This window comes from Antarcticirhabdus aurantiaca (assembly GCF_009765365.1).
Classification (GTDB): Bacteria; Pseudomonadota; Alphaproteobacteria; order Rhizobiales; family Rhizobiaceae; genus Antarcticirhabdus; species Antarcticirhabdus aurantiaca.
The window spans coordinates 1-16,611 of the sequence record NZ_VTOM01000008.1; the positions used below are offsets into that span (position 1 = coordinate 1).

The 16,611-nt window shown below is 67.4% G+C and carries 31 protein-coding genes; 16 read left to right on the plus strand and 15 right to left on the minus strand.

What is annotated here, in order from left to right; genetic code table 11:
• Positions 1 to 61 precede the first annotated feature (61 nt).
• The 14 genes from FZN60_RS10995 to FZN60_RS11060 all read right to left on the minus strand — a co-directional run bounded on the left by FZN60_RS10995 (position 62) and on the right by FZN60_RS11060 (position 6,798).
• Complete coding sequence (locus FZN60_RS10995) at positions 62 to 493, minus strand: hypothetical protein (protein ID WP_500786073.1); 432 nt, start codon at positions 491 to 493, stop codon at positions 62 to 64.
• Entirely contained in the window at positions 376 to 690 is a 315-nt protein-coding gene (locus tag FZN60_RS11000; protein WP_158873539.1) for a helix-turn-helix domain-containing protein, read from the minus strand. Before FZN60_RS11000 ends, FZN60_RS10995 begins: the two co-directional genes overlap by 118 nt.
• A complete protein-coding gene (locus tag FZN60_RS11005; RefSeq protein WP_158873540.1) occupies positions 687 to 1,172 on the minus strand; it encodes a hypothetical protein in 486 nt (161 codons plus the stop codon). Before FZN60_RS11005 ends, FZN60_RS11000 begins: the two co-directional genes overlap by 4 nt.
• Positions 1,159 to 1,680 carry a hypothetical protein gene (locus tag FZN60_RS11010; protein WP_158873541.1) on the minus strand — a complete coding sequence of 174 codons (522 nt, stop codon included), beginning with the start codon at positions 1,678 to 1,680 and terminating at the stop codon, positions 1,159 to 1,161. The genes FZN60_RS11005 and FZN60_RS11010 overlap by 14 nt, the downstream gene beginning before the upstream one ends.
• Entirely contained in the window at positions 1,667 to 2,662 is a 996-nt protein-coding gene (locus FZN60_RS11015; protein WP_158873542.1) for a hypothetical protein, read from the minus strand. The genes FZN60_RS11010 and FZN60_RS11015 overlap by 14 nt, the downstream gene beginning before the upstream one ends.
• Before the next feature lie 88 nt (positions 2,663 to 2,750).
• Positions 2,751 to 3,134 (minus strand): HNH endonuclease, encoded by a 384-nt coding sequence (locus FZN60_RS11020; protein ID WP_158873543.1) that lies wholly within the window; start codon positions 3,132 to 3,134, stop codon positions 2,751 to 2,753.
• Entirely contained in the window at positions 3,134 to 4,264 is a 1,131-nt protein-coding gene (locus FZN60_RS11025; protein ID WP_158873544.1) for a recombinase RecT, read from the minus strand. The genes FZN60_RS11020 and FZN60_RS11025 overlap by 1 nt, the downstream gene beginning before the upstream one ends.
• Positions 4,261 to 5,178 (minus strand): PD-(D/E)XK nuclease-like domain-containing protein, encoded by a 918-nt coding sequence (locus FZN60_RS11030; protein ID WP_158873545.1) that lies wholly within the window; start codon positions 5,176 to 5,178, stop codon positions 4,261 to 4,263. Before FZN60_RS11030 ends, FZN60_RS11025 begins: the two co-directional genes overlap by 4 nt.
• Entirely contained in the window at positions 5,175 to 5,462 is a 288-nt protein-coding gene (locus tag FZN60_RS11035; RefSeq protein ID WP_158873546.1) for a hypothetical protein, read from the minus strand. Before FZN60_RS11035 ends, FZN60_RS11030 begins: the two co-directional genes overlap by 4 nt.
• Entirely contained in the window at positions 5,459 to 5,692 is a 234-nt protein-coding gene (locus FZN60_RS11040; protein WP_158873547.1) for a hypothetical protein, read from the minus strand. Before FZN60_RS11040 ends, FZN60_RS11035 begins: the two co-directional genes overlap by 4 nt.
• A complete protein-coding gene (locus FZN60_RS11045; RefSeq protein ID WP_158873548.1) occupies positions 5,692 to 5,859 on the minus strand; it encodes a hypothetical protein in 168 nt (55 codons plus the stop codon). The genes FZN60_RS11040 and FZN60_RS11045 overlap by 1 nt, the downstream gene beginning before the upstream one ends.
• A complete protein-coding gene (locus FZN60_RS11050) occupies positions 5,856 to 6,158 on the minus strand; it encodes an XkdD/Y8K6 family phage-associated protein (protein WP_158873549.1) in 303 nt (100 codons plus the stop codon). Before FZN60_RS11050 ends, FZN60_RS11045 begins: the two co-directional genes overlap by 4 nt.
• Positions 6,155 to 6,526, minus strand: coding sequence for a hypothetical protein (locus tag FZN60_RS11055; RefSeq protein ID WP_158873550.1), 372 nt, complete (start codon positions 6,524 to 6,526; stop codon positions 6,155 to 6,157). Before FZN60_RS11055 ends, FZN60_RS11050 begins: the two co-directional genes overlap by 4 nt.
• Positions 6,526 to 6,798 (minus strand): hypothetical protein, encoded by a 273-nt coding sequence (locus tag FZN60_RS11060; RefSeq protein ID WP_158873551.1) that lies wholly within the window; start codon positions 6,796 to 6,798, stop codon positions 6,526 to 6,528. Before FZN60_RS11060 ends, FZN60_RS11055 begins: the two co-directional genes overlap by 1 nt.
• A 56-nt stretch (positions 6,799 to 6,854) precedes the next feature.
• Here FZN60_RS11060 and FZN60_RS11065 point away from each other — a divergent pair, with 56 nt between their 5' ends.
• The 12 genes from FZN60_RS11065 to FZN60_RS11120 are packed head-to-tail and all read left to right on the plus strand — an operon-like array spanning position 6,855 to position 13,506.
• Positions 6,855 to 7,301 (plus strand): hypothetical protein, encoded by a 447-nt coding sequence (locus FZN60_RS11065; RefSeq protein WP_158873552.1) that lies wholly within the window; start codon positions 6,855 to 6,857, stop codon positions 7,299 to 7,301.
• Complete coding sequence (locus FZN60_RS11070; RefSeq protein WP_158873553.1) at positions 7,298 to 7,672, plus strand: contractile injection system sheath initiator; 375 nt, start codon at positions 7,298 to 7,300, stop codon at positions 7,670 to 7,672. The genes FZN60_RS11065 and FZN60_RS11070 overlap by 4 nt, the downstream gene beginning before the upstream one ends.
• Positions 7,669 to 8,568: a hypothetical protein gene (locus tag FZN60_RS11075; protein ID WP_158873554.1), complete on the plus strand. Its 900-nt coding sequence runs from the start codon at positions 7,669 to 7,671 to the stop codon at positions 8,566 to 8,568. The genes FZN60_RS11070 and FZN60_RS11075 overlap by 4 nt, the downstream gene beginning before the upstream one ends.
• Positions 8,568 to 9,257: a baseplate wedge 1 family protein gene (locus tag FZN60_RS11080; RefSeq protein WP_158873555.1), complete on the plus strand. Its 690-nt coding sequence runs from the start codon at positions 8,568 to 8,570 to the stop codon at positions 9,255 to 9,257. Before FZN60_RS11075 ends, FZN60_RS11080 begins: the two co-directional genes overlap by 1 nt.
• Positions 9,258 to 9,268: 11 nt before the next feature.
• Complete coding sequence (locus tag FZN60_RS11085) at positions 9,269 to 9,829, plus strand: hypothetical protein (RefSeq protein ID WP_158873556.1); 561 nt, start codon at positions 9,269 to 9,271, stop codon at positions 9,827 to 9,829.
• Positions 9,829 to 10,461, plus strand: coding sequence for a hypothetical protein (locus tag FZN60_RS11090; RefSeq protein WP_158873557.1), 633 nt, complete (start codon positions 9,829 to 9,831; stop codon positions 10,459 to 10,461). Before FZN60_RS11085 ends, FZN60_RS11090 begins: the two co-directional genes overlap by 1 nt.
• Entirely contained in the window at positions 10,461 to 10,709 is a 249-nt protein-coding gene (locus FZN60_RS11095) for a hypothetical protein (RefSeq protein WP_158873558.1), read from the plus strand. The genes FZN60_RS11090 and FZN60_RS11095 overlap by 1 nt, the downstream gene beginning before the upstream one ends.
• A 12-nt stretch (positions 10,710 to 10,721) precedes the next feature.
• Positions 10,722 to 11,081 (plus strand): hypothetical protein, encoded by a 360-nt coding sequence (locus FZN60_RS11100; protein ID WP_158873559.1) that lies wholly within the window; start codon positions 10,722 to 10,724, stop codon positions 11,079 to 11,081.
• Positions 11,078 to 12,184, plus strand: a complete 1,107-nt coding sequence (locus tag FZN60_RS11105; protein WP_158873560.1) for a hypothetical protein — start codon at positions 11,078 to 11,080, stop codon at positions 12,182 to 12,184. The genes FZN60_RS11100 and FZN60_RS11105 overlap by 4 nt, the downstream gene beginning before the upstream one ends.
• Before the next feature lies 1 nt (position 12,185).
• Positions 12,186 to 12,647 carry a DUF4376 domain-containing protein gene (locus FZN60_RS11110; protein ID WP_158873561.1) on the plus strand — a complete coding sequence of 154 codons (462 nt, stop codon included), beginning with the start codon at positions 12,186 to 12,188 and terminating at the stop codon, positions 12,645 to 12,647.
• Positions 12,635 to 13,153: a hypothetical protein gene (locus FZN60_RS11115; protein ID WP_158873562.1), complete on the plus strand. Its 519-nt coding sequence runs from the start codon at positions 12,635 to 12,637 to the stop codon at positions 13,151 to 13,153. Before FZN60_RS11110 ends, FZN60_RS11115 begins: the two co-directional genes overlap by 13 nt.
• Positions 13,150 to 13,506 (plus strand): DUF1353 domain-containing protein, encoded by a 357-nt coding sequence (locus FZN60_RS11120; protein WP_199266542.1) that lies wholly within the window; start codon positions 13,150 to 13,152, stop codon positions 13,504 to 13,506. The genes FZN60_RS11115 and FZN60_RS11120 overlap by 4 nt, the downstream gene beginning before the upstream one ends.
• On the opposite strand, the gene FZN60_RS11125 is transcribed toward FZN60_RS11120, so the two are convergent.
• Positions 13,491 to 13,673, minus strand: coding sequence for a hypothetical protein (locus FZN60_RS11125; protein WP_158873563.1), 183 nt, complete (start codon positions 13,671 to 13,673; stop codon positions 13,491 to 13,493). The two genes, FZN60_RS11120 and FZN60_RS11125, sit on opposite strands and share 16 nt — an antisense overlap.
• Before the next feature lie 382 nt (positions 13,674 to 14,055).
• On the opposite strand from FZN60_RS11125, the gene FZN60_RS11130 reads away from it, so the two are divergent.
• From FZN60_RS11130 to FZN60_RS11145, 4 genes are all read left to right on the plus strand, one after another.
• Entirely contained in the window at positions 14,056 to 14,460 is a 405-nt protein-coding gene (locus FZN60_RS11130) for a hypothetical protein (protein ID WP_158873564.1), read from the plus strand.
• Between the two features lie 19 nt (positions 14,461 to 14,479).
• Positions 14,480 to 14,836: a hypothetical protein gene (locus tag FZN60_RS11135; RefSeq protein ID WP_158873565.1), complete on the plus strand. Its 357-nt coding sequence runs from the start codon at positions 14,480 to 14,482 to the stop codon at positions 14,834 to 14,836.
• Positions 14,837 to 14,904: 68 nt separating this feature from the next.
• A complete protein-coding gene (locus FZN60_RS11140) occupies positions 14,905 to 16,248 on the plus strand; it encodes a hypothetical protein (protein ID WP_158873566.1) in 1,344 nt (447 codons plus the stop codon).
• A 1-nt stretch (position 16,249) separates the two neighbouring features.
• Positions 16,250 to 16,510: a hypothetical protein gene (locus tag FZN60_RS11145; protein ID WP_158873567.1), complete on the plus strand. Its 261-nt coding sequence runs from the start codon at positions 16,250 to 16,252 to the stop codon at positions 16,508 to 16,510.
• Positions 16,511 to 16,611 lie beyond the last annotated feature (101 nt).

The window sequence follows — 16,611 nt, forward strand, 5'->3', positions numbered from 1 at the left end:
GCCGGCACCAGCCGTCGTGCCGTGGCCGGCTGCGCCACCCCAACCCGCTTCGCCGGCCACCTCAAACGTCGCCGATAAGCCAACCATGCATTAGATTTGAACCGGGCCACCTAACGGGGGCAGGCCAGTCGCGCCGCACGGTCGGAGCGCTGGCGCCTTCGCTGCGCCGGGTCGTCTCGAAGTCGCTGAGCGTCGCCGTCGTGACCTGCTGCACGGTCATCGTGCCGAAGGTGCGGGCGAGGGCCTTCATGCTGACGGCGTAGCGCTTGGCCGAGGCTGGCTTGAGCGTTCGGAAGTGCGTCTCGGCGAAGCGCTTCATCACCTCGCGGAAGGGGCGCGCGGGCTTCTCGCCCCACGCGACCGCATCCATTTCGTCTAGCCATTTTCTAAGGCGCTCTTGAGCCACCCGTCGATCTCGCGTTCTAAGGGAAACGCGGTGTTCCTCTCCGTTGCGATGCGCACGCGCCCACCAGATCTCACCCCTCTTGTATATCCCGGCCATTCGGCGACTTTCTTCTGAGTGGAGGTCCGCCAGCGGCGGAAAGCGTCGAGGTCGAAGAGCCAGTGCCCGCCTTCGCCGGACGGCTGCCAGGCGCCGGGGATCTTCCCGGCCGAGGCCATGCGGGTCCAGTGACGGGCCGATAAGCCGAACTCCTCCGCGATGACCTTTGCGGTGACGTGTCGGCTCATCGCTCCTTTGCCTCCTCAGTCTGGCGGCGCGGCGCCGGCAACAGCGGCGGCATCGTCTCCGTTTCATAGGCGAGCGCGATCGCCGGCTTGGCGTAGTCGCCGACCGTGGACCCGTCCGGGAGCATGACGTGCGCCAGGAAGGCGGTCTCGAAGGTCTCGATGCCGCTCTCGACGCTTTCGAGCTTTGCCTTGATGCAGAGCATCAGCCCGCGCCAGCGCGAGCGGCAGGCTTGCTCCCAGGCAGCGGCCCGCTTGTCGGCCGGGCGCAGGCGCTGCCGCCCGTCATTGGCGAAGCGCTTGTCGTCGCGTGCGGGTAGGGGAAGCCGGAAGAGGATGCGCCGGCCCTGCATCTCGAAGGCGACGACGGCGTTCCCCGGCTCCTCGGCCGACATGAGGCTGGTGGCGCCCGCCTTGCGCAGCATGGCCTTGATCTCGGCCTCGCTCTTCTCGACGGAAACGGAGGTGGTCTCAGCGTAGGCCATCGCGTCCGCCCTCCTTCACCGGATCGGCGATGGTCGGGGTTGCGGCAGCCTTTTCCTGATCTTCGGGGAAGGAGGATGGGAGGGGAATAGAGCGGATGGCTTCGGCGATGGCGATGCACTTCTCGTCAACCGCCGCCTCTTGTGCCGCCTGAGCGTGATCGCGTGTCCCACTCCATGTGTCGCCAGCGGCCTCAGCCACCTTCGCCGCCCGATCTCGCATCTCCTCGGCTGCTAGTCGGGCTGCCGCGGCGTTTGCAGATCCTTCTGCAGAGAGGGCAGTGCGAAGGCGTTCGATCTCGTTGGCTGCCTCTTCCTTGATGTCGGCTCGCATCAACGCGACCGCTTCCGGTCGGAGCAGGCCGGGGTGCTTCGCCTCGATGCGAGCGATTGCGCCGGCCGAAAACTCTCTCTGGGTGGCAACATCGGCCCGCAGGCGCTCCACGATGTCGCCTTCCCCCTCTGCCGCCTGCGCAGGGGATTGCGGCAGCCCGAGTTCATCGCTCGTCATGGGGCGTCTCCTTGAGGAGGGTTCGGGCGCGGAGAGCGGCGCGTTGGGCAGGGAGCATGGCGCCATTCTCGGCAAGCCAAGCTGCTGTTCTGGCTGCGTCCTCGCGGAACACCACCGACGCGCACAGGCGGCTTTCTTCGGCCGCCTTCGCATACAGCCGATCCCGCTCGTCCTCTTCCGCCCTGTCCGCGCGGGCTTCGGCGTCGAATGCTCGCTTCGCCAGCTTGCCGACCATCTCGTGGTGTTGCCACTTGATGTCCGCTTCGGCGTCTCGCTCCGCTTTGAGGCTGTCCGCGCGGGCTCGCTCTGCGGCGAGGGCTTCGGCGGAAGACGATGCCCAGGCCATCAGGCGCTTGAGCCGTTCGTCATACCAGCCGCCCTTGAGGCGGGCATCGTGGAAGGCGGTGTAGAGGAGGTTGCCTTCTGGCGGCCACGTCGCCTTGTTGGTGTAGTCGGTGTTCGGCACCCAGCCCTCGACCGCCACCGGCTCCCCTTGCGGGGGAAGGGGTGAAGATCGGGCTGCCGCATCGAGGGCCTTGGGATCATCGCCCGCAGGGCTGGCGGTGAGGGGGCGCCAGCCTGTCGGGTCTGCGACCTCGGCGTACCCGTAGCCGGTATTCCGGAACCAGCCTCGGAACGGCGGCTGTTCCTCGCCGCTCATGTCATCCGCCCAATGGGCGATCTGCTGGTAGTGGTCCGGCCAGCCGCGCGCCGGGATGCGAAGGATCACCTCCTTGCCGTCCTTCGGCGCGCTCTCCATCGGCATCCATCCTGCGGCTGCCCCCGATGCAGCGCTTTGCGCCAGCCCGTCTCCCCATAGCTCAGCGACGGCCGGGACGGATGGAGTGGAGAGTGCAGCCGCAGCAGCGTCGAGAAGCTTGCGGGCTTCCTCGCCATGCGTGTTCTCGATCTCGCGGCCGAGCGCCAGAAGGTCGGCGACCACCACCCCGGCGGTCTTGTGGGCTTCAGGCGCGGAGGTCATCGACCGATCTCCTCGATCTGGTCGATGCGGGCCTGGGCTCGTTCGATGAGGAGGGCGACGAGCGCCCCTGTGATGAGAAGGGCGGTCATCAGCGATATCCGTTTTCGCGCTTGGAGAAGCCGCGGGAGCGCAGCGGGTGCTTGGTCTTCGGCCAGGTGCCGTTGAGCTTGCGGCGGATGCGGTCGGCCTTCGCCCGGCCGGCGGCTTCGGCGGCGGTTTTGGCGCGATGCGGCTCGGCCAGCGCCGGAGCGAGGTTCGTCTCGCGGTGCTCGCCGCCCATCGAGAGCGGTTTGATGTGCTCGAGCTCCCAGTCCTTGCCGCGGATCTCAATGCCGCTGATGTGGCAGCGGCCTTCGGCGCGGGCGAGGATCCGGTCGCGAACCTTGTCCGGCACCTTGGCGTCGGGGTGAGCGCCGATCCACTCGGGCACGGCGCGGCCGCCGAGCGGGTTGTCGATCATGGGCGTGGACATCAGCGCGCCCTCGGCTTGATCTCGGCCTCGGGCAGGTCTAGCTCGGCAGCGATCAGCTTCACCGCGGCTGGCACGTTCAGGGCGCCGGTGACGACCGCATGGGCGCGCTGGTAGATGCGGCGCACCTCGTCGCCGTTGGCCGGCAATTCCTTCTTCCAGGCGTTGGTCGCGGCGTTGAGGGCGCGCTCTAGCTCGTCCGGCTCGCTGGTGCCGTTCGCTGTCTCGAGGAGCTTCTGGGCGCACTCGATCAGGTTCGCGCGAAGGACAGGGTCACGGGCGGGCTTCGACGTCGTCGCTTCCGCCTGACGTGCCTCGGCCTCGATCTCTTTGGCCTCGTCGTGCCGCTCATGCTCCGGCTCGCCCGTCGCCGCTGCATCATCCTCGGCGACGGTGCCGATAGCATCAGGCGCGCCCGCCTGCGGCTCCTGGCGCGTGCCGAGCGTCAGATCCACCATCGCGCCGTCGAAGCCCTCGCGGCGCTCTGCGGTCGCGCTCTGCCGATCGACGATGCGCGAGGCGAACGAGGACCGGCCAGCGCTCGTCGGCGTGACATCGCGGGCGCCTTCGAGCTCGTCGCGATCGTAGACGCCGAGGATCACCTCCGGAAAATGGCGGCGGGCGCCGGCGCGAATGGAGTAGTAGCCGAGCTGCTGGTCCGGATCGGACTTCCAGAGCGGCGAGTTCTTCGTCGTGATCGCGGCGAAGCGCGGGCTCTCGTAGACGTGGGTCGAGCCGTCGATCGCCTCGAAGGTGACGACGCACTGCCTGTCCGCACCTGCGCCGCGGTATTCGATCTGCGGTCGCCGCTTCAGGCCGGCGCGTGTGTTGATGACGGCCGCGATCAGCTGCGCTTCATAGGCCATCTGATCGCCGACCTTGTAAGACTTCTGGGCGACCGAGAACGGGTCCATCTCCCACTTGAAGGCCTGCATGCAGACGGCGAGGCAGGCGCCCGGATTGTCCCGGAGGTGCTTGGGGATCGCGATGTCGGCGCGGGACATGACCTCGGCGAAGCGGACGATCTCGCCCAGGTTCTGCGGGGCGAGCGAGCCGCCGCCGGCTTCGCGGCCGAAGGGCACCGCCTGGATGGACGTCCGCTCGTTCTGATCGCGGATGGCGACTTGGCTCATGCAGCCTCCTTGACCGCCAGCGTCGCCTCGGCGCGCGTGCGGGCCCATGTCGGGATGTCGATGTTGAGGACGGAAGGATCCCAGCCGTCGTAGCCGGGCCACTGGCCGCGCTTCAGGCATTCCTCGACGGTGCGCAGCGCCGCGCGGGCTTGACGCTCGCCGAGGTCGATGTCGCTGGTGCGGATCTCGAAGAACCGGACCTCGTAGGGCGGAGTCTTCTCGAGGAAGGCGAGGACGAACGAGCCGAAGTCGAGCCCGAGCGCGCACCAGACCATGCGCACCACCGCGGCCTGGACGTGATAGCCGGCCGAGAAGATCGCGCGGGACAGGCTGTCGTCGTCGACGGCTGCGGCGGTCTTCAGGTCGACGAAGTCGCCGCCGTCCATCGGGATCACGTCCGGCCGGGCGCGCAGCCACACCTTGCCGAAGCGGGCGAACATGCTGCGCTCGATCCGCCCGTTGAGCGCGCCGGCCTGGACTATCGGATGCGCCGCGAGGCTGTCGCGCATGCGCTTCAGCGTCTCGATCTGCGCTGGCAGAATGACGGTCAGGCCTTCGGCGGCCCGGCCTTCCAGCCATTCCTTGCAGTCGGTGCGGTTGCCCTGCCAGTCCTTGCCGTTGAGCTTGGCCGGCCGCACCGCGAAATGCTGTGCGAAGTCGGCCTCGCCGAGAAGCAGGTGGTGCGCGGCCTTGCCGAAGTTCAGCGCCTCGGTGGATTCGCGCTCGACCCGGTCGGGGTTGAACGGGCTGTGGATCCAATAGGCCGAGGGCCGGTCGTCCACCTGGCGGATGCCCGAAGACGAGATCGAGAAGCCGTCCAAGAGCCCGGTGTCGTGGTGGTACGATTCGATGGGCACGGACGCATAGATGCCGGGCTCGGTGATCGTCTCGCCGGTCCAGGTGCGCTCGATCATGCCGCCACCTTCCGCTTCTCGCGGTCGGCCTTGGCTGCAGCATCGCGCAGGGCTGCGGCCTCGCGCTTCTTGGCTTCCTTCGCTTGCTCCTCGGCCCAGAACGTCTCGGCCTTCGCGACGACGGCGCCGCGGTTGGGCCCGAAGAACTGGATGGGCAGTCGCACCTCGCCGCCGGCCGGGTGCCGCTTGGTCGGGCCGAACGGCATGTAGAAGACCGCGAGGAAGCGCTCGTTGGCTGCGGCCTCGGGTGAGCTGTAGGTGACGATCTTGGGGCAGGGAATCATCGCCGCGGCCTCCAGCCAGCGGCCATCAGGCAGGCCTCGGCTTCCAGCCGGTGTCGCTTGCGGGTGATCTCGCGGGCCCGACGGTCCCAGGCCTCGGCCGCGCGCTCCGGCGTTTTGGCGCCCGTGACGACGCCGTAGATCGCCATGGCACCGCGCTCGATCGCGTCGTTGGGCAGAACGCTGCGCACCACCGGCGGCGCGTCCGGGTCGAAGGATTCGATCAGCGGCATCAGCGAAGCCCTCCGATCCGGCGGGACAGGTGACGCATCTGGTTCGAGCGCAGGACGTCGCGGGCTTCCTCGGTCCAGCGGGTGAACTGGTCGCGGATGGCGCGGCGGATGGCGGTGCGGGTGCCCTTGGGCTTGGCCGGGGCGCGGGGATGGATGGGCGCGCTCATGCCGGCACCTCAGCCTTCGCGATGGCGGCGGCCAGCGCTTCGATCGCACCTTGCTCGTTGGTCCCGGGCGAGCGCGCGTTGACGATCGTCAGCACGAAGAGCGCCGCCTTTGCTGCGTGCAAAAGGTCTGGTGCGGCGGCGAAGAGCTGCGGGCCATAGGACCCGCAGAAGCCGCTGAGCGAGACATAGATGTCCTCCCACTCGCCTTCGCGATGCAGGTAGTCGCTCTTGATGTGGAATTGACGATCGCCACTGGCGGCGACAGTGAGCGGGCCGGGCGTGTGCTGAGCGAGGTTCATGCCGCAGCCCTCCAGCCGTCCTCAGCCTCGCGGAGCGCCTTGTCGGCCTCCTCTGCGTAGAGGCTGTTCACGTCCCGCTCGACCGAGCGCAGGAAGGCGACGTCGGCCGAGACCTGATCCTTGTTCCAGGGCTCCGGGTCCTTGACGGTCGCCGAAGCCATCACCGGCGCTCCGTCCTCATCGCAGGCGGCATAGCCGTGCTGCGAGATCGGTCGGCCTTCGAGCTCCACCTCGCCGACGTAGATCCCGTCGTTCTCGCGGTAGATCCAGGCGACCACCTCCACGTCAGCGACGTAGAGGCCGGCGATGGTGACGCGGTGCTCGAGCGGGATCTTCGCGTGGGGGAGGTTGTGCCAAGCGGGGGCCATCAGAACAGCCCCGCCTTGCCGGCGAAGTAGCCGAACTGGAAGCAGCAGAACCCCGACGTCGCCGACACCACGACCGTGACCAGCGGCCAGAAGGGCAAGCTATCGATGCGGGTGACGAGACGCTCGCGGATGGTCGCCGGCGCGGCGGCCGGGTCGACGATCTCGCGATCATCGAATGGCAGGGCCATCTCGCGCTCGAAGGCGGCGAGATCGGCCGAGGTGAACGCGCAAGGCTGCGCGCCGAAAGGCTTCAATGCGATCTGCGATGTCATTGGGATGCGCCTCCGCTCAGGGGATGGACACCGCATCGGCTCGGGTGAAGGAGCCGATGAAGCATCCGCCTCAGGCGGCGGCGTCTCGACTGAAGGTCGGCGACCGCGTCCGTCTACGCCCGATGATGTACGACGCCTCAGCCTACGACACGGACGGCGGCGCCTTCGACGCGGTCTCCGATCGCTCCTTCTCGCTCTCCGACATGCGCGCGACAGTCGTCGGCGGCGACAGCGTGTCGAGCCCGATCAAGAACTTCGACGCGCAGAACCATCACGTCCGCTTCGATGAGGATGGCAGGTTCGGGATCCGCGGATCGCCTGACGGGAAGGTCGCTATCGAGGGCGCGCAGGGCAACGTCTACACCCTGATCGCCACGGCGCTGCGCAGCCTCGCCAACGCGAAGACTGTCGTCACCAGCGGGTCAAGCACCGGCCTCTACGACCACAATCAGAAGGCCGCGGTGCTCGCCATTGCCGATCTACTCGACGGAATGGCACTGTGACGGTCGCCCGGCTTGGACTTGCACTTCGGTCGAACGAAGAGGGCATCGCCGACCTCGGCATGACGGCAGACGGCAACCTGGAGCTCGTCGCCGACGGCGAGGCGGTCGGCCAGCACGCCCGCCAGCGGATCATGACCTTCGAAGGCGAATGGTTCATCGACACCACCTGCGGCGTGCCCTGGCTGGAGCAGATCATGGGCCGGCAGTTCGATGAGGCGCTCGCGGAGAGCGTTATCAAGACCGAGATCCTGGAGACCGACGGCGTCACCGGCATTGAGGCCTTCGCAATGAGCTTCGACCGGCGCACTCGCGGCATCCACGTTGCGCGGGCCGTGGTCGCCACCGAGCACGACGAGGTCGCACAGGTATGAGCAACACCTATGGCGTCCTGCCCGAGGGCTTCGTCCCGAAGAACATCGCGACCATTCTCGACGAGCTCGAACAGGCGATGGTCGCGACCTTCGGACCCGGCATCATCCAGACGTCACAGTCGCCGCTCGGCCAGATCAACGGCGTGATGACCGACGCCCTCGTCGACGCGCAGGAGACGCTCGCCGACGTCTACGCCTCCTTCGACGCCGACCAGGCCGAGGGCCCGCGCCTCGACATCGTGGCCAAGCTACGCGGCCTCGCCCGACCGGACGACGAGACGGACGACGCCTTTCGCCTGCGCATCACCAACTTCGGCCAGGCGGACATCTCGTTCACGGCGAACCTCAACCGCCTGCGTGACCTGCCAAGCGTCACCTTCGCCGCCGTGCGCGCCAACTCCGGCGAGACGACCGACGCTCTCGGTCTGCCGCCGCACTCCGTCGCCTATGCCGTCACGGGCGGTACGGACGAAGCCGTCGCTCTCGCCGTCTTCCAGAACTCGGTCGGTGGCATCACGCTGTTCGGCAACGTATCCATCCCCGTCATCGCAGACGGCTTCTGCCAGCAGGTAGCGTTCATCCGCCCGGCCGAGGTGCCGATCCGCGTCGAGGTCGACGTGCGACCGATCGCCGACAGCCGGGACAGCGCGCCGCCGAGCGTCGGCACGATCGCCGCGGCGGTAGTCGCAGCCTTCTCCGGAGAGGCCGGCTACCGGAATGGCGACACCGTCCTTGAGACGCGCATCGCATCGGAAGCCGCGCAAGTTGGCGATATCGAAGTGGTCGAGACGCGGATCGCCCGCAACGCCGACCTGATCGTGGTCGACCAGATCCCGACCGCGATCTTCGAGCGGCCGGTGATCCTCGCCCCTTATGTCTCGGTGCGATACGTCTGATGGCCTGCATCGATCCCGCCGAGCTGGTGCAGTCGAAGATCGACAAGCGTCTGACGCAGTACCGCGAAAGCCCGCGCCTCGAAGGCGTGATGCGGGCCTACCTCGGCCAAGCCGCCGAAGCTCAGAACCTCGCCTGCCGGATGCTCGACTTCTTCGACGTCGACACGGCCGTCGGCGACCAGCTGACGATCCTCGGCAAGGTGGTGGGCTGGCCGCGCGACCACCGCGCCGGGCAACGGCGCCCGGTGTTCGGCTTCGCCTGCGCCGACGAGTGCGGGCCGCCCACCATCCCCGTCGCGGGCTTCTGCGAGGCGGAGTGGGACTGCGGCGGGCCCGACTACGTGCCGTTCCGCTTCATCGACGACGAGCTCTATCGAGGCTTCCTCAAGGCCCGCATCATCACCAACCGCGGCGACTACTCGCGCCACGGTCTCACGCTCGCCTCACGCGCCGTCTTCGGAGCCGACGCCGTCATCTACCGGGAGGCGCCCGGCCGCGTCGCTGTGGCCACCGGACGGCTCCTGTCAGGCGTCGAGATCTCCATCGCCCACCTCTACCGGCAGGCTCTGCCGATCGCGCCGGGTGTTCGGCTCGACATCTGGCACGGCAACGGCCCCGCCTTCGGCTTCGGCGACGGGTGGGGCGGCTTCTGCGACGGCTCCTTCCCGGTCCAGATCACCCTCAACTGAACGAGGCCTCCATGGCTATTTTCGACCCGGTCTGGGCGTCGGACGACGACGCCTTGATCACGCCGCCGACTGCCGATGAGATCGAGGAAGGCTTCCGCTGTGGCCGAGCTGACCCCGGCCTGTTCAACTGGCTGATCCAGACCCTTCAGAGCACGATCAACGCGCTCAACATCGGGGACATGGCATCCAAGTTCCGGCAGGTCGCCACGACTGAGGGCATCCAAGGTGGTGGCGATCTCCAGGATGATCGCACGCTGCGCCTGAACTTCTCCGGCCTTGAGGTCGAGAACTCCGTCGCCGGCGATGACATCGTCGCCTTCTTCGACATCTCGGCGGGTGCGCACCGTAAAACGACCCGCACCGCCTTCCTGGCCGGCGTGGGCGGCGCTGGCGGGTCGATCACAGGCGGCGAGAACATCGGCACCGGCACAGGCCTCGTCTACGCCTCCGTCAACGGCGGAAGCCTGCAGTTCCGGCGCCTCAAGAATGCCGGCGGCATCGACATCGCCGTCTCGACCAACGACGTCGTTCTTTCCATCGCGCCGATGGGCGCCGAACTGACGGTGGCCTGATGCCGGCTCTGAACCCTTCCACGGACAAGCTCGTCACGTCTTCGACAGGCAATTTGAAGGACGCCCTGCCGCTCGACATGCGCGACTTCGAAGCTCGGGTCCTGAAGGACATGGGGCTCGCCGAGATCGAGATCGGCAACACGGCTCCCTCGGACCGATCGAAGCTCTGGTATCACCGGGATGTTCGCACGCTGAAGCGCTTCGACCCGACGCAGGGCAACTGGTTCGGCCTCACCTCCAACCAGGCGGCGCTGCACCTCATCAACCGCGTGGTGAAGGGGGCGGCTACCGACATCAGCCTGGAGACCGGCGACCTCTTCGTCTTCTGGGACGTGTCGCTTCAGGAAGCCAAGGTGATCACCCGCGACAGCCTGATGGCGGCGCTTGGGGCGGTGCGCTCGGTGACGACGAGCGAAGGCATCCAGGGCGGCGGTACACTCGGCGCCAACCGCGAGCTGAAGCTGGACATCAACGGCCTCACGGCCAAGCCGGCGCCGAAATCGGCGGACCTCGTCGCGATCTATTCCGCCGCCGATGGGGCTCATCGCAAGGCAACCGTCGATCAAATCGCGGCCAGCATCACGCTGTCCGACTACCTCCACTCTGAAATGTTCTTCCTGGGGAGCATGTAATGGCCCGCACACCCTTCTACGCCAATGTTGCGAGCGGCACGCCGTACACGGTTCCGGCCGGCAAGCAGGCCGTGTTCTCCACCTTCGCCATCAACACGACGAGCCTCGTGACGATGCGCATCAACGGCGTGGACCTTCTCTCCACGAGTTCGACGTTTCCCGTTGGTCCCGTTACGGCCAAGGCCGGAGACATCCTGTCGACCGGTGGCACGCCGCTCGGGGTGTCCGGCTTCCTCTATGACGCATGAGGATGACCGGCGATGTCGCTGACCACGGTCGATTTCCTCATTGCCACCAACGAGGATTGGCGTGATGCGCTGACCCTCACGGAGGGCGAGGCAGAGACGCCCGTCAATCTCGCCGGATCTTCGTTCGTCGCGCAGCTCCGGCAGCCAGCCGAAGCCTTGCACATCATTCTCGAGGCCAGCACCGCCAACGGCATGCTGCAGATCACGGCGCCGACGACCGATGGCACTGTGGCTTGGAACGTGCCGCCCGAGGTTCTGAGACTGATCCCGCCCGGCGACTACGCCTACGACATGGTCTGGACCAACGCCGACGGGATCGTGGATCGCTTCGTGGCGGGTAAGGTGACGATCCAGAGGGGCATCACGCGATGACCATCGTTTCCGTCACGCCCTCGTCTCCGGAAGGGGTGTCCGTCAAGAAGGCGGGACCGCGCGGGCGAGCCGCGACCGTTGCGATTGGCATCGTCACGACCGGCGCGCCGGGCTCGGCCGCTGCCGTGGAGAATAGCGGCACCGAGGCCGATGCGGTGCTCGACTTCACCATCCCGCAGGGTCCTAACGGCCCGATCGGCATCAACTGGCGCGGCGCCTGGGCCAACGTGGCGACCTATGCGGCGCGCGACGGCGTGCATTACATGGGCAGTGCTTGGATCGCGCTCGCGGCTTCCACAGGCGTCCTCCCGGGCACGGATGCCTCCAGGTGGTCGATCCTCATGGACGGCTCAGGCGCCGCGGCCGATCGCCAGGCGGCGCAGAGTGCCGCGGGATTTGCGGCCGGATCTGCATCTGATGCCAGCGGCTACGCGCAGGATGCGGAGCAAGCCCGCGACGATGCGGAAGAGGCAGCTGCAGGCCTCAATTTGCCTAGCCTCACCGCTGCCGACGCTCTCCGGTTCTTGCGGGTCAACGCAGCCGGAGACGGCTACCAGACGAGCAATTTGCCCGATGCAACGACGGCTGCCAAAGGCGTAGTCGAGCTTGCAACGCAAGCCGAAGTCGATGCCGGAACGGACACCACCCGTGCGCTCTCCCCGGCAACGGCCCCGAGGATGCGCCAGATTGGCTCGACGGTGACGATCAGCGCCGCCGTAGCGGCTGTCACGTTCACCGGGCTCAACATCAACGACGCCATCGTCGACGCTCGGCTGATGAGCCACAACAGCGGCTCAAACGCGTCGATCAACCTGGAGATCACGACCGACAACGGCGCGACGTGGCAGTCCCTCGGCGCGATGGGCGCAGCGTTCCCTGCGGCATCGGCCATCAACTACCTGGCCAGCGCAATCGGGCTCAATGCTGGAGCTGCGACCATCAGGGCATCGGCTATAGGGTCGGCCGTTCCATCATCAGCAACCCTTGGCGCAATCGCATCCAGCGAGGCTCGGTACGTGGGCGATCCGATCAACGGCATCCGCATCAGCGCCAGCGCCGGGCAGCTGGACGCCGGCACCGTCAAGCTCTTCGGGAGGCGCTGACATGGCCCTTCAGCAGATCGTCAACGGCCAGACCGTCACGATGACGGCCGCCGAAGAGGCGACGTTCGAGGCGGGGCGGCAGCCAGCAGCGCGAACCGATGCCGACATCGACGCCGAGCGTGATCGCCGCCTCCGCGCGGGCATCACCTATGCCGGTAACGTCTTCCAGTCAGACGACACCTCGCGCGAGCGCATCGACCGGTCCCGCATCTCGGCCATCGTGGCGATCATGAATGGCGTCCAGGAAGGCGATATGCGCTGGCATGGCCTGCCCGTCGACTTCTTCTGGATCGCCGCCAACGATACGCGCGTGCCGATGGATGCGCAGACGATGGTGGCCTTCGGCAATGCCGTGGCAGCGCGTGAGGGTCTGCTGATCGTGGCCGGCAATGACCTCAAGCAGCGGATCACCGCCGGAGAGGTCATCGCGGATATCGGGAGCAACGCATTATGGCCGGCGTAGACCTTCGCAATGTCACGCTGCCGATCGGCCTCCTTCGGCATGCATTGTTCGACGATCTCGGGCCGGCCTGGCTGCGACTGGACGGCAAGACCGAGTACCAGCGCGCCATGTACCCCGACTTCGTGGCCAAGGCCGCTGGCATGTCGTGGTTCCTGGCCGGGTCGACCTCGGCGAAGTTCAAGCTGGTAAAGGTTCCGGCGGGTTACGCCACGGTCGCCAGCGGCTTCGACGGCGCGGCCGGAACGCTGATCGGCTCGGACAGCGTAACGCTCCTGGCGGCGCATCTGCCCGAGCACGCGCACGACTACCAGGACAACCAGGCGTCCGTGAAGCCGAACGTGTCTGGGCTCCTCGCTAGCCTCCTCACGACGTCGCCCGGCATCGTGACCGCTGACGTGAAGCGGACGACGGCGAAAGCGGGCTCCGCGGCGCCGACGCCCGTGCCGATCAAGCCGCCGGGCTTCGTGGCGCACCTCTTCGTCTTCGCCGGGCGCCCGCGCGGGTGAGCCTCTACACCAGCGTCGAGACCGCCGGTCTGTTCGTGCCCGTCGGCGGCATCCTCTATCGCACCACGGCGCCGATCGCGTGGGAGGTGGGCAAGGTCGACAGCGGCTGGCTCTTCACGGTGCCGGCCAACACCACCTTCGACGTTTCGATCCCGCTGGCGTTGCGCTGGGCGTTCTCACCTCGCGATCCGCGCTTTCTCAAAGCTGCGGCGATCCACGACCTGATGTTGATCGGCGGCATTGATCGCGTCACGGCCGCTGGAGCCTTCAACGAGGCGCTCAAGGCCGACGGCGTCTCGGCCGCTCGTCGGCTAGCGATGACGTCGGCCGTCGCCTTCTATCGCTGGCAGTAGCCAGGTTCAGCAGCTTCTCGCTTTGCGGCTGCCTTGGCTGCGGCCGCTTTGAGAGCGTCAGCGGCGATCATCGAACGCTGATGTTCAAGCCATAGGAACGCGACGAATATGACAAGCAGCACGAAACCGACGGAAGAAACGGCGGGAAGTGCGACCTCGAGCACCATGCGGGCATCTCACTCACAGGCATATCCGATACGCCTAGCACTCGCTCGATAAATAAGCCGTGCATGCAGAGGGTCGAAGTCTCTTGATTGTACCGGGCGATCCCGTCTGCGTCAGGCGACACGCTGGCCATTTTATCTTTTGGCTTTTGCCTTGGCGTCCTCGAGCCAGATGAAAACCGCCGTCGCGAATACGCCGACAAAAGCGAGCGCCGCCGCGGCGCTCGGAACCTGCTCGATCATCGGCTCGACTCTCTGAGGTTTCAGTTTGTCCCCGACCGAAGGTAGCGCCCTGCTGCAGCGCGGGGAACCTTCGTTCGCGATCTTTCCACCGCCCGGCCGCGCTCGAGCCGGGCTTTTTCATGTGCCCTGAAGGAGCATCCCTATGGCCAACATTCTCTACATGAAGCTCAAGGAGCAGCTGCTCACCACTCTTGCCAGCAGCACGGTGAAGGTCGTCCTCATCGACACGGGCGCTTACACCTACTCAGCCGCCCATGAGTTTCTTTCGTCCGTCCCGTCCGGCGCGCGCATCGGGACGCCGCAGACGCTGACCTCCAAGACCCTCGTCAATGGCGTCTTCGATGCGTCGGATGTCACGATCCCCAACGTACCTGCCGGCACCGGCACCGGCTCGGCGGCCGAGGCGATCCTGATCTACATCGACACCGGCACGGAAAGCACCTCTCGGCTCGTTACCCTGATCGACGCGGCCCCGGGCCTGCCGGTCACGCCCAATGGCGGCAACGTGGTCGTCACATGGGCGGCCGAAGGCATCTTCGCCCTCTAAGCGACAAGGAGCGCGCGCCATGTCGCAGACGATCCAAGGACCGCCGATCGTCCTGTCCTACGCCTATACGCTGCGCATCGCGGTCACGGGGCAGGGTGGTGACGTCCTCTTCCCCGACGGGTGCGAGCTGCGGGCGGACGTGCGCAGCTACCCTGGCGCGCGCTCCATCCTGGCCGAGCTCTCCACGCAGAACGGCGGGCTCGTGCGGATCGATGACGGCACGATCGAGGTGCGCCTCACCGCGGAGCAGACGGCGGCGATCGGCCACTCGTCGGTCGTGCTCGATCTCGCCCGCACCGATCCGAACCCCGACGTCTACCTCTACGTGGCGCTGAAGATCCCGGTGCAGAAGCCGGTGACGCGGGGCCAGGCATGACGCCGACCGTCACCATCCAGCGCGCCGCCACCGTCGGCATCCTCGTCACGGCCGCGGCGGGGCTGACGGTGGCGCTCGCCGCGCCGCCCCTGCCGCCCGTCACGGACCGGATCGAGGTCCGCCCGGCCTTCATCGCCTCGACGGCGCGCGTCCTGGCCCCGTCAGTGGCCGCTGGTGCGGTCGAGGTGCGTCCGAGCGTCATCGCCTCCACCGCGGCGGTGCGCGCGCCCAGCGTCCAGCCTGGAGCCGTGACGGTGCAGCCGGCGATGATCGCCAGCACGGCGCAGGTGCGCGCTCCGACAGTAGAAGCGCTCGCGCCCGGCGCCGCGGAGGTTCGCCCCGCCGTCATCGCTTCGACTGCTGCGGTGCCGGCGCCCACGGTGCAGCCCGGCGCCGTGTCGGTGGCTCCGGCACTCATCGTATCCACGGCTTCCGTCTTCGCCCCGGCCGTTCAGCCTGGTCCGGTCGCCGTCCTGCCGACGGTTGTCGGCTCGACCTCGGCCGTGTTCGCGCCAACGATCCAGGCGGGCGCTTCGCAGATCGCGCCGGCCATCATCGCCAGCACGGCAGTCGTGCCGAGCCCCGTCGTCCAGCCGGGCGCGGTCAACGTGGCGCCCGCGCTGATCGCATCCACAGCCCTCGTGCGCGCCCCCACGGTGGCCGCCGCCGCGGCGGGCTACGACCCGGATGCACAGGCGGCGTTCGATGCCATGACGGTCCAGCCGGCAGCCGCTCGCAAGCAGCTCTACAGCGACCTGGTTGCCGGTCTGAAGACGGACGGCGTTTGGTCGAAGCTCGATTGGCTGACCATCCTCGCGGCGCACGATGCGCAAGCCGCTCGGCTCAACCTGCGCGCCCCCACGAAGTCGCTGGCGGCAGTCAATACGCCGTCGTTCACCACGGATCGCGGCTATGCGGGCGACGCTCTGTCGTCGCACCTGTCCTTCAACGAGGCGTTCAACGCGACTGGCAATCAGTACGCGCTGAACTCGGCCACGATCGGCACATGGTGCAATCTCCAGGGACCCAAGTCAGGCTTCCGGCCGCTCATCGGATCATCGCAGTCAACGCGAAGCTACATCCGCCCGAACACGGCCGGCAACGGCGAGGCTCGCATGAACGACAGCACCTCGCTCAACCTCGGCGCGGCCGAGGCCATGACCGGGAGCCGCTTCCTCACGCGCACCGGGGCCAACGCCCGCGCCTACTATCGCAACGGCGCCTTGAGCCTTTCCGACACGGCGGTCTCGAATGCGATTGCGACCGGGCCGGCGTACCTACTGCGCAACGGCACCGAATACGCCGACGACCGCTTGGCCGCAGCCTTCACGGGCGGCGGCATTACCGACGCCGAGGCGCAGGCGATCCACAACCGCTTCTCAACCTTCCTCACCGCCATAGGAGCCGCCTAAGATGGCCGACCTTCGACCCTTTCTGCTCATGGACAAGCTTCAGGCCGCGCGCTTCCGTGAGGAGACGGCCGGTGACGAGAACCGGCTCGATCCGGTGCTCGTGCGTGGCGGGCCTCACACCGGCAAGTACGTCCTGCCCGAGCGAGTGATCTACGACGACGCCTTCGAAGCGCGCCGCGATGCCTTCCGGATGCTCACGGTGGTGTCGCTCGACGTCACGGAGGCCTTTCCGCCGGAGCCTGAGCCGGATGAGGACGCCTAACGAACTCGCCCCTCCGACCCTCGCGCACCGCATCGAGTTCCGCCTTTGCTGGTGGATCGGCTCCGCCTTCGACATCGCCGCGGGATGGCTCCTGCGACGAT

What these genes read in the sequence shown, in the direction of transcription:
- FZN60_RS11125 (WP_158873563.1), bottom strand. Translation starts at nt 13,673, where the DNA reads ATGGTGCTCGAGGTCGCACTTCCCGCCGTTTCTTCCGTCGGTTTCGTG.
- FZN60_RS11130 (WP_158873564.1), top strand. Translation starts at nt 14,056, where the DNA reads ATGGCCAACATTCTCTACATGAAGCTCAAGGAGCAGCTGCTCACCACT.
- FZN60_RS11085 (WP_158873556.1), top strand. Translation starts at nt 9,269, where the DNA reads ATGGCTATTTTCGACCCGGTCTGGGCGTCGGACGACGACGCCTTGATC.
- FZN60_RS11035 (WP_158873546.1), bottom strand. Translation starts at nt 5,462, where the DNA reads ATGATTCCCTGCCCCAAGATCGTCACCTACAGCTCACCCGAGGCCGCA.
- FZN60_RS11105 (WP_158873560.1), top strand. Translation starts at nt 11,078, where the DNA reads ATGACCATCGTTTCCGTCACGCCCTCGTCTCCGGAAGGGGTGTCCGTC.
- FZN60_RS11075 (WP_158873554.1), top strand. Translation starts at nt 7,669, where the DNA reads ATGAGCAACACCTATGGCGTCCTGCCCGAGGGCTTCGTCCCGAAGAAC.
- FZN60_RS11110 (WP_158873561.1), top strand. Translation starts at nt 12,186, where the DNA reads ATGGCCCTTCAGCAGATCGTCAACGGCCAGACCGTCACGATGACGGCC.
- FZN60_RS11045 (WP_158873548.1), bottom strand. Translation starts at nt 5,859, where the DNA reads ATGAGCGCGCCCATCCATCCCCGCGCCCCGGCCAAGCCCAAGGGCACC.
- FZN60_RS11025 (WP_158873544.1), bottom strand. Translation starts at nt 4,264, where the DNA reads ATGAGCCAAGTCGCCATCCGCGATCAGAACGAGCGGACGTCCATCCAG.
- FZN60_RS11145 (WP_158873567.1), top strand. Translation starts at nt 16,250, where the DNA reads ATGGCCGACCTTCGACCCTTTCTGCTCATGGACAAGCTTCAGGCCGCG.
- FZN60_RS11100 (WP_158873559.1), top strand. Translation starts at nt 10,722, where the DNA reads ATGTCGCTGACCACGGTCGATTTCCTCATTGCCACCAACGAGGATTGG.
- FZN60_RS11090 (WP_158873557.1), top strand. Translation starts at nt 9,829, where the DNA reads ATGCCGGCTCTGAACCCTTCCACGGACAAGCTCGTCACGTCTTCGACA.
- FZN60_RS11135 (WP_158873565.1), top strand. Translation starts at nt 14,480, where the DNA reads ATGTCGCAGACGATCCAAGGACCGCCGATCGTCCTGTCCTACGCCTAT.
- FZN60_RS11010 (WP_158873541.1), bottom strand. Translation starts at nt 1,680, where the DNA reads ATGACGAGCGATGAACTCGGGCTGCCGCAATCCCCTGCGCAGGCGGCA.
- FZN60_RS11005 (WP_158873540.1), bottom strand. Translation starts at nt 1,172, where the DNA reads ATGGCCTACGCTGAGACCACCTCCGTTTCCGTCGAGAAGAGCGAGGCC.
- FZN60_RS11080 (WP_158873555.1), top strand. Translation starts at nt 8,568, where the DNA reads ATGGCCTGCATCGATCCCGCCGAGCTGGTGCAGTCGAAGATCGACAAG.
- FZN60_RS11050 (WP_158873549.1), bottom strand. Translation starts at nt 6,158, where the DNA reads ATGAACCTCGCTCAGCACACGCCCGGCCCGCTCACTGTCGCCGCCAGT.
- FZN60_RS11020 (WP_158873543.1), bottom strand. Translation starts at nt 3,134, where the DNA reads ATGTCCACGCCCATGATCGACAACCCGCTCGGCGGCCGCGCCGTGCCC.
- FZN60_RS11095 (WP_158873558.1), top strand. Translation starts at nt 10,461, where the DNA reads ATGGCCCGCACACCCTTCTACGCCAATGTTGCGAGCGGCACGCCGTAC.
- FZN60_RS11015 (WP_158873542.1), bottom strand. Translation starts at nt 2,662, where the DNA reads ATGACCTCCGCGCCTGAAGCCCACAAGACCGCCGGGGTGGTGGTCGCC.
- FZN60_RS11000 (WP_158873539.1), bottom strand. Translation starts at nt 690, where the DNA reads ATGAGCCGACACGTCACCGCAAAGGTCATCGCGGAGGAGTTCGGCTTA.
- FZN60_RS11115 (WP_158873562.1), top strand. Translation starts at nt 12,635, where the DNA reads ATGGCCGGCGTAGACCTTCGCAATGTCACGCTGCCGATCGGCCTCCTT.
- FZN60_RS11030 (WP_158873545.1), bottom strand. Translation starts at nt 5,178, where the DNA reads ATGATCGAGCGCACCTGGACCGGCGAGACGATCACCGAGCCCGGCATC.
- FZN60_RS11060 (WP_158873551.1), bottom strand. Translation starts at nt 6,798, where the DNA reads ATGACATCGCAGATCGCATTGAAGCCTTTCGGCGCGCAGCCTTGCGCG.
- FZN60_RS11065 (WP_158873552.1), top strand. Translation starts at nt 6,855, where the DNA reads ATGAAGCATCCGCCTCAGGCGGCGGCGTCTCGACTGAAGGTCGGCGAC.
- FZN60_RS11055 (WP_158873550.1), bottom strand. Translation starts at nt 6,526, where the DNA reads ATGGCCCCCGCTTGGCACAACCTCCCCCACGCGAAGATCCCGCTCGAG.
- FZN60_RS11040 (WP_158873547.1), bottom strand. Translation starts at nt 5,692, where the DNA reads ATGCCGCTGATCGAATCCTTCGACCCGGACGCGCCGCCGGTGGTGCGC.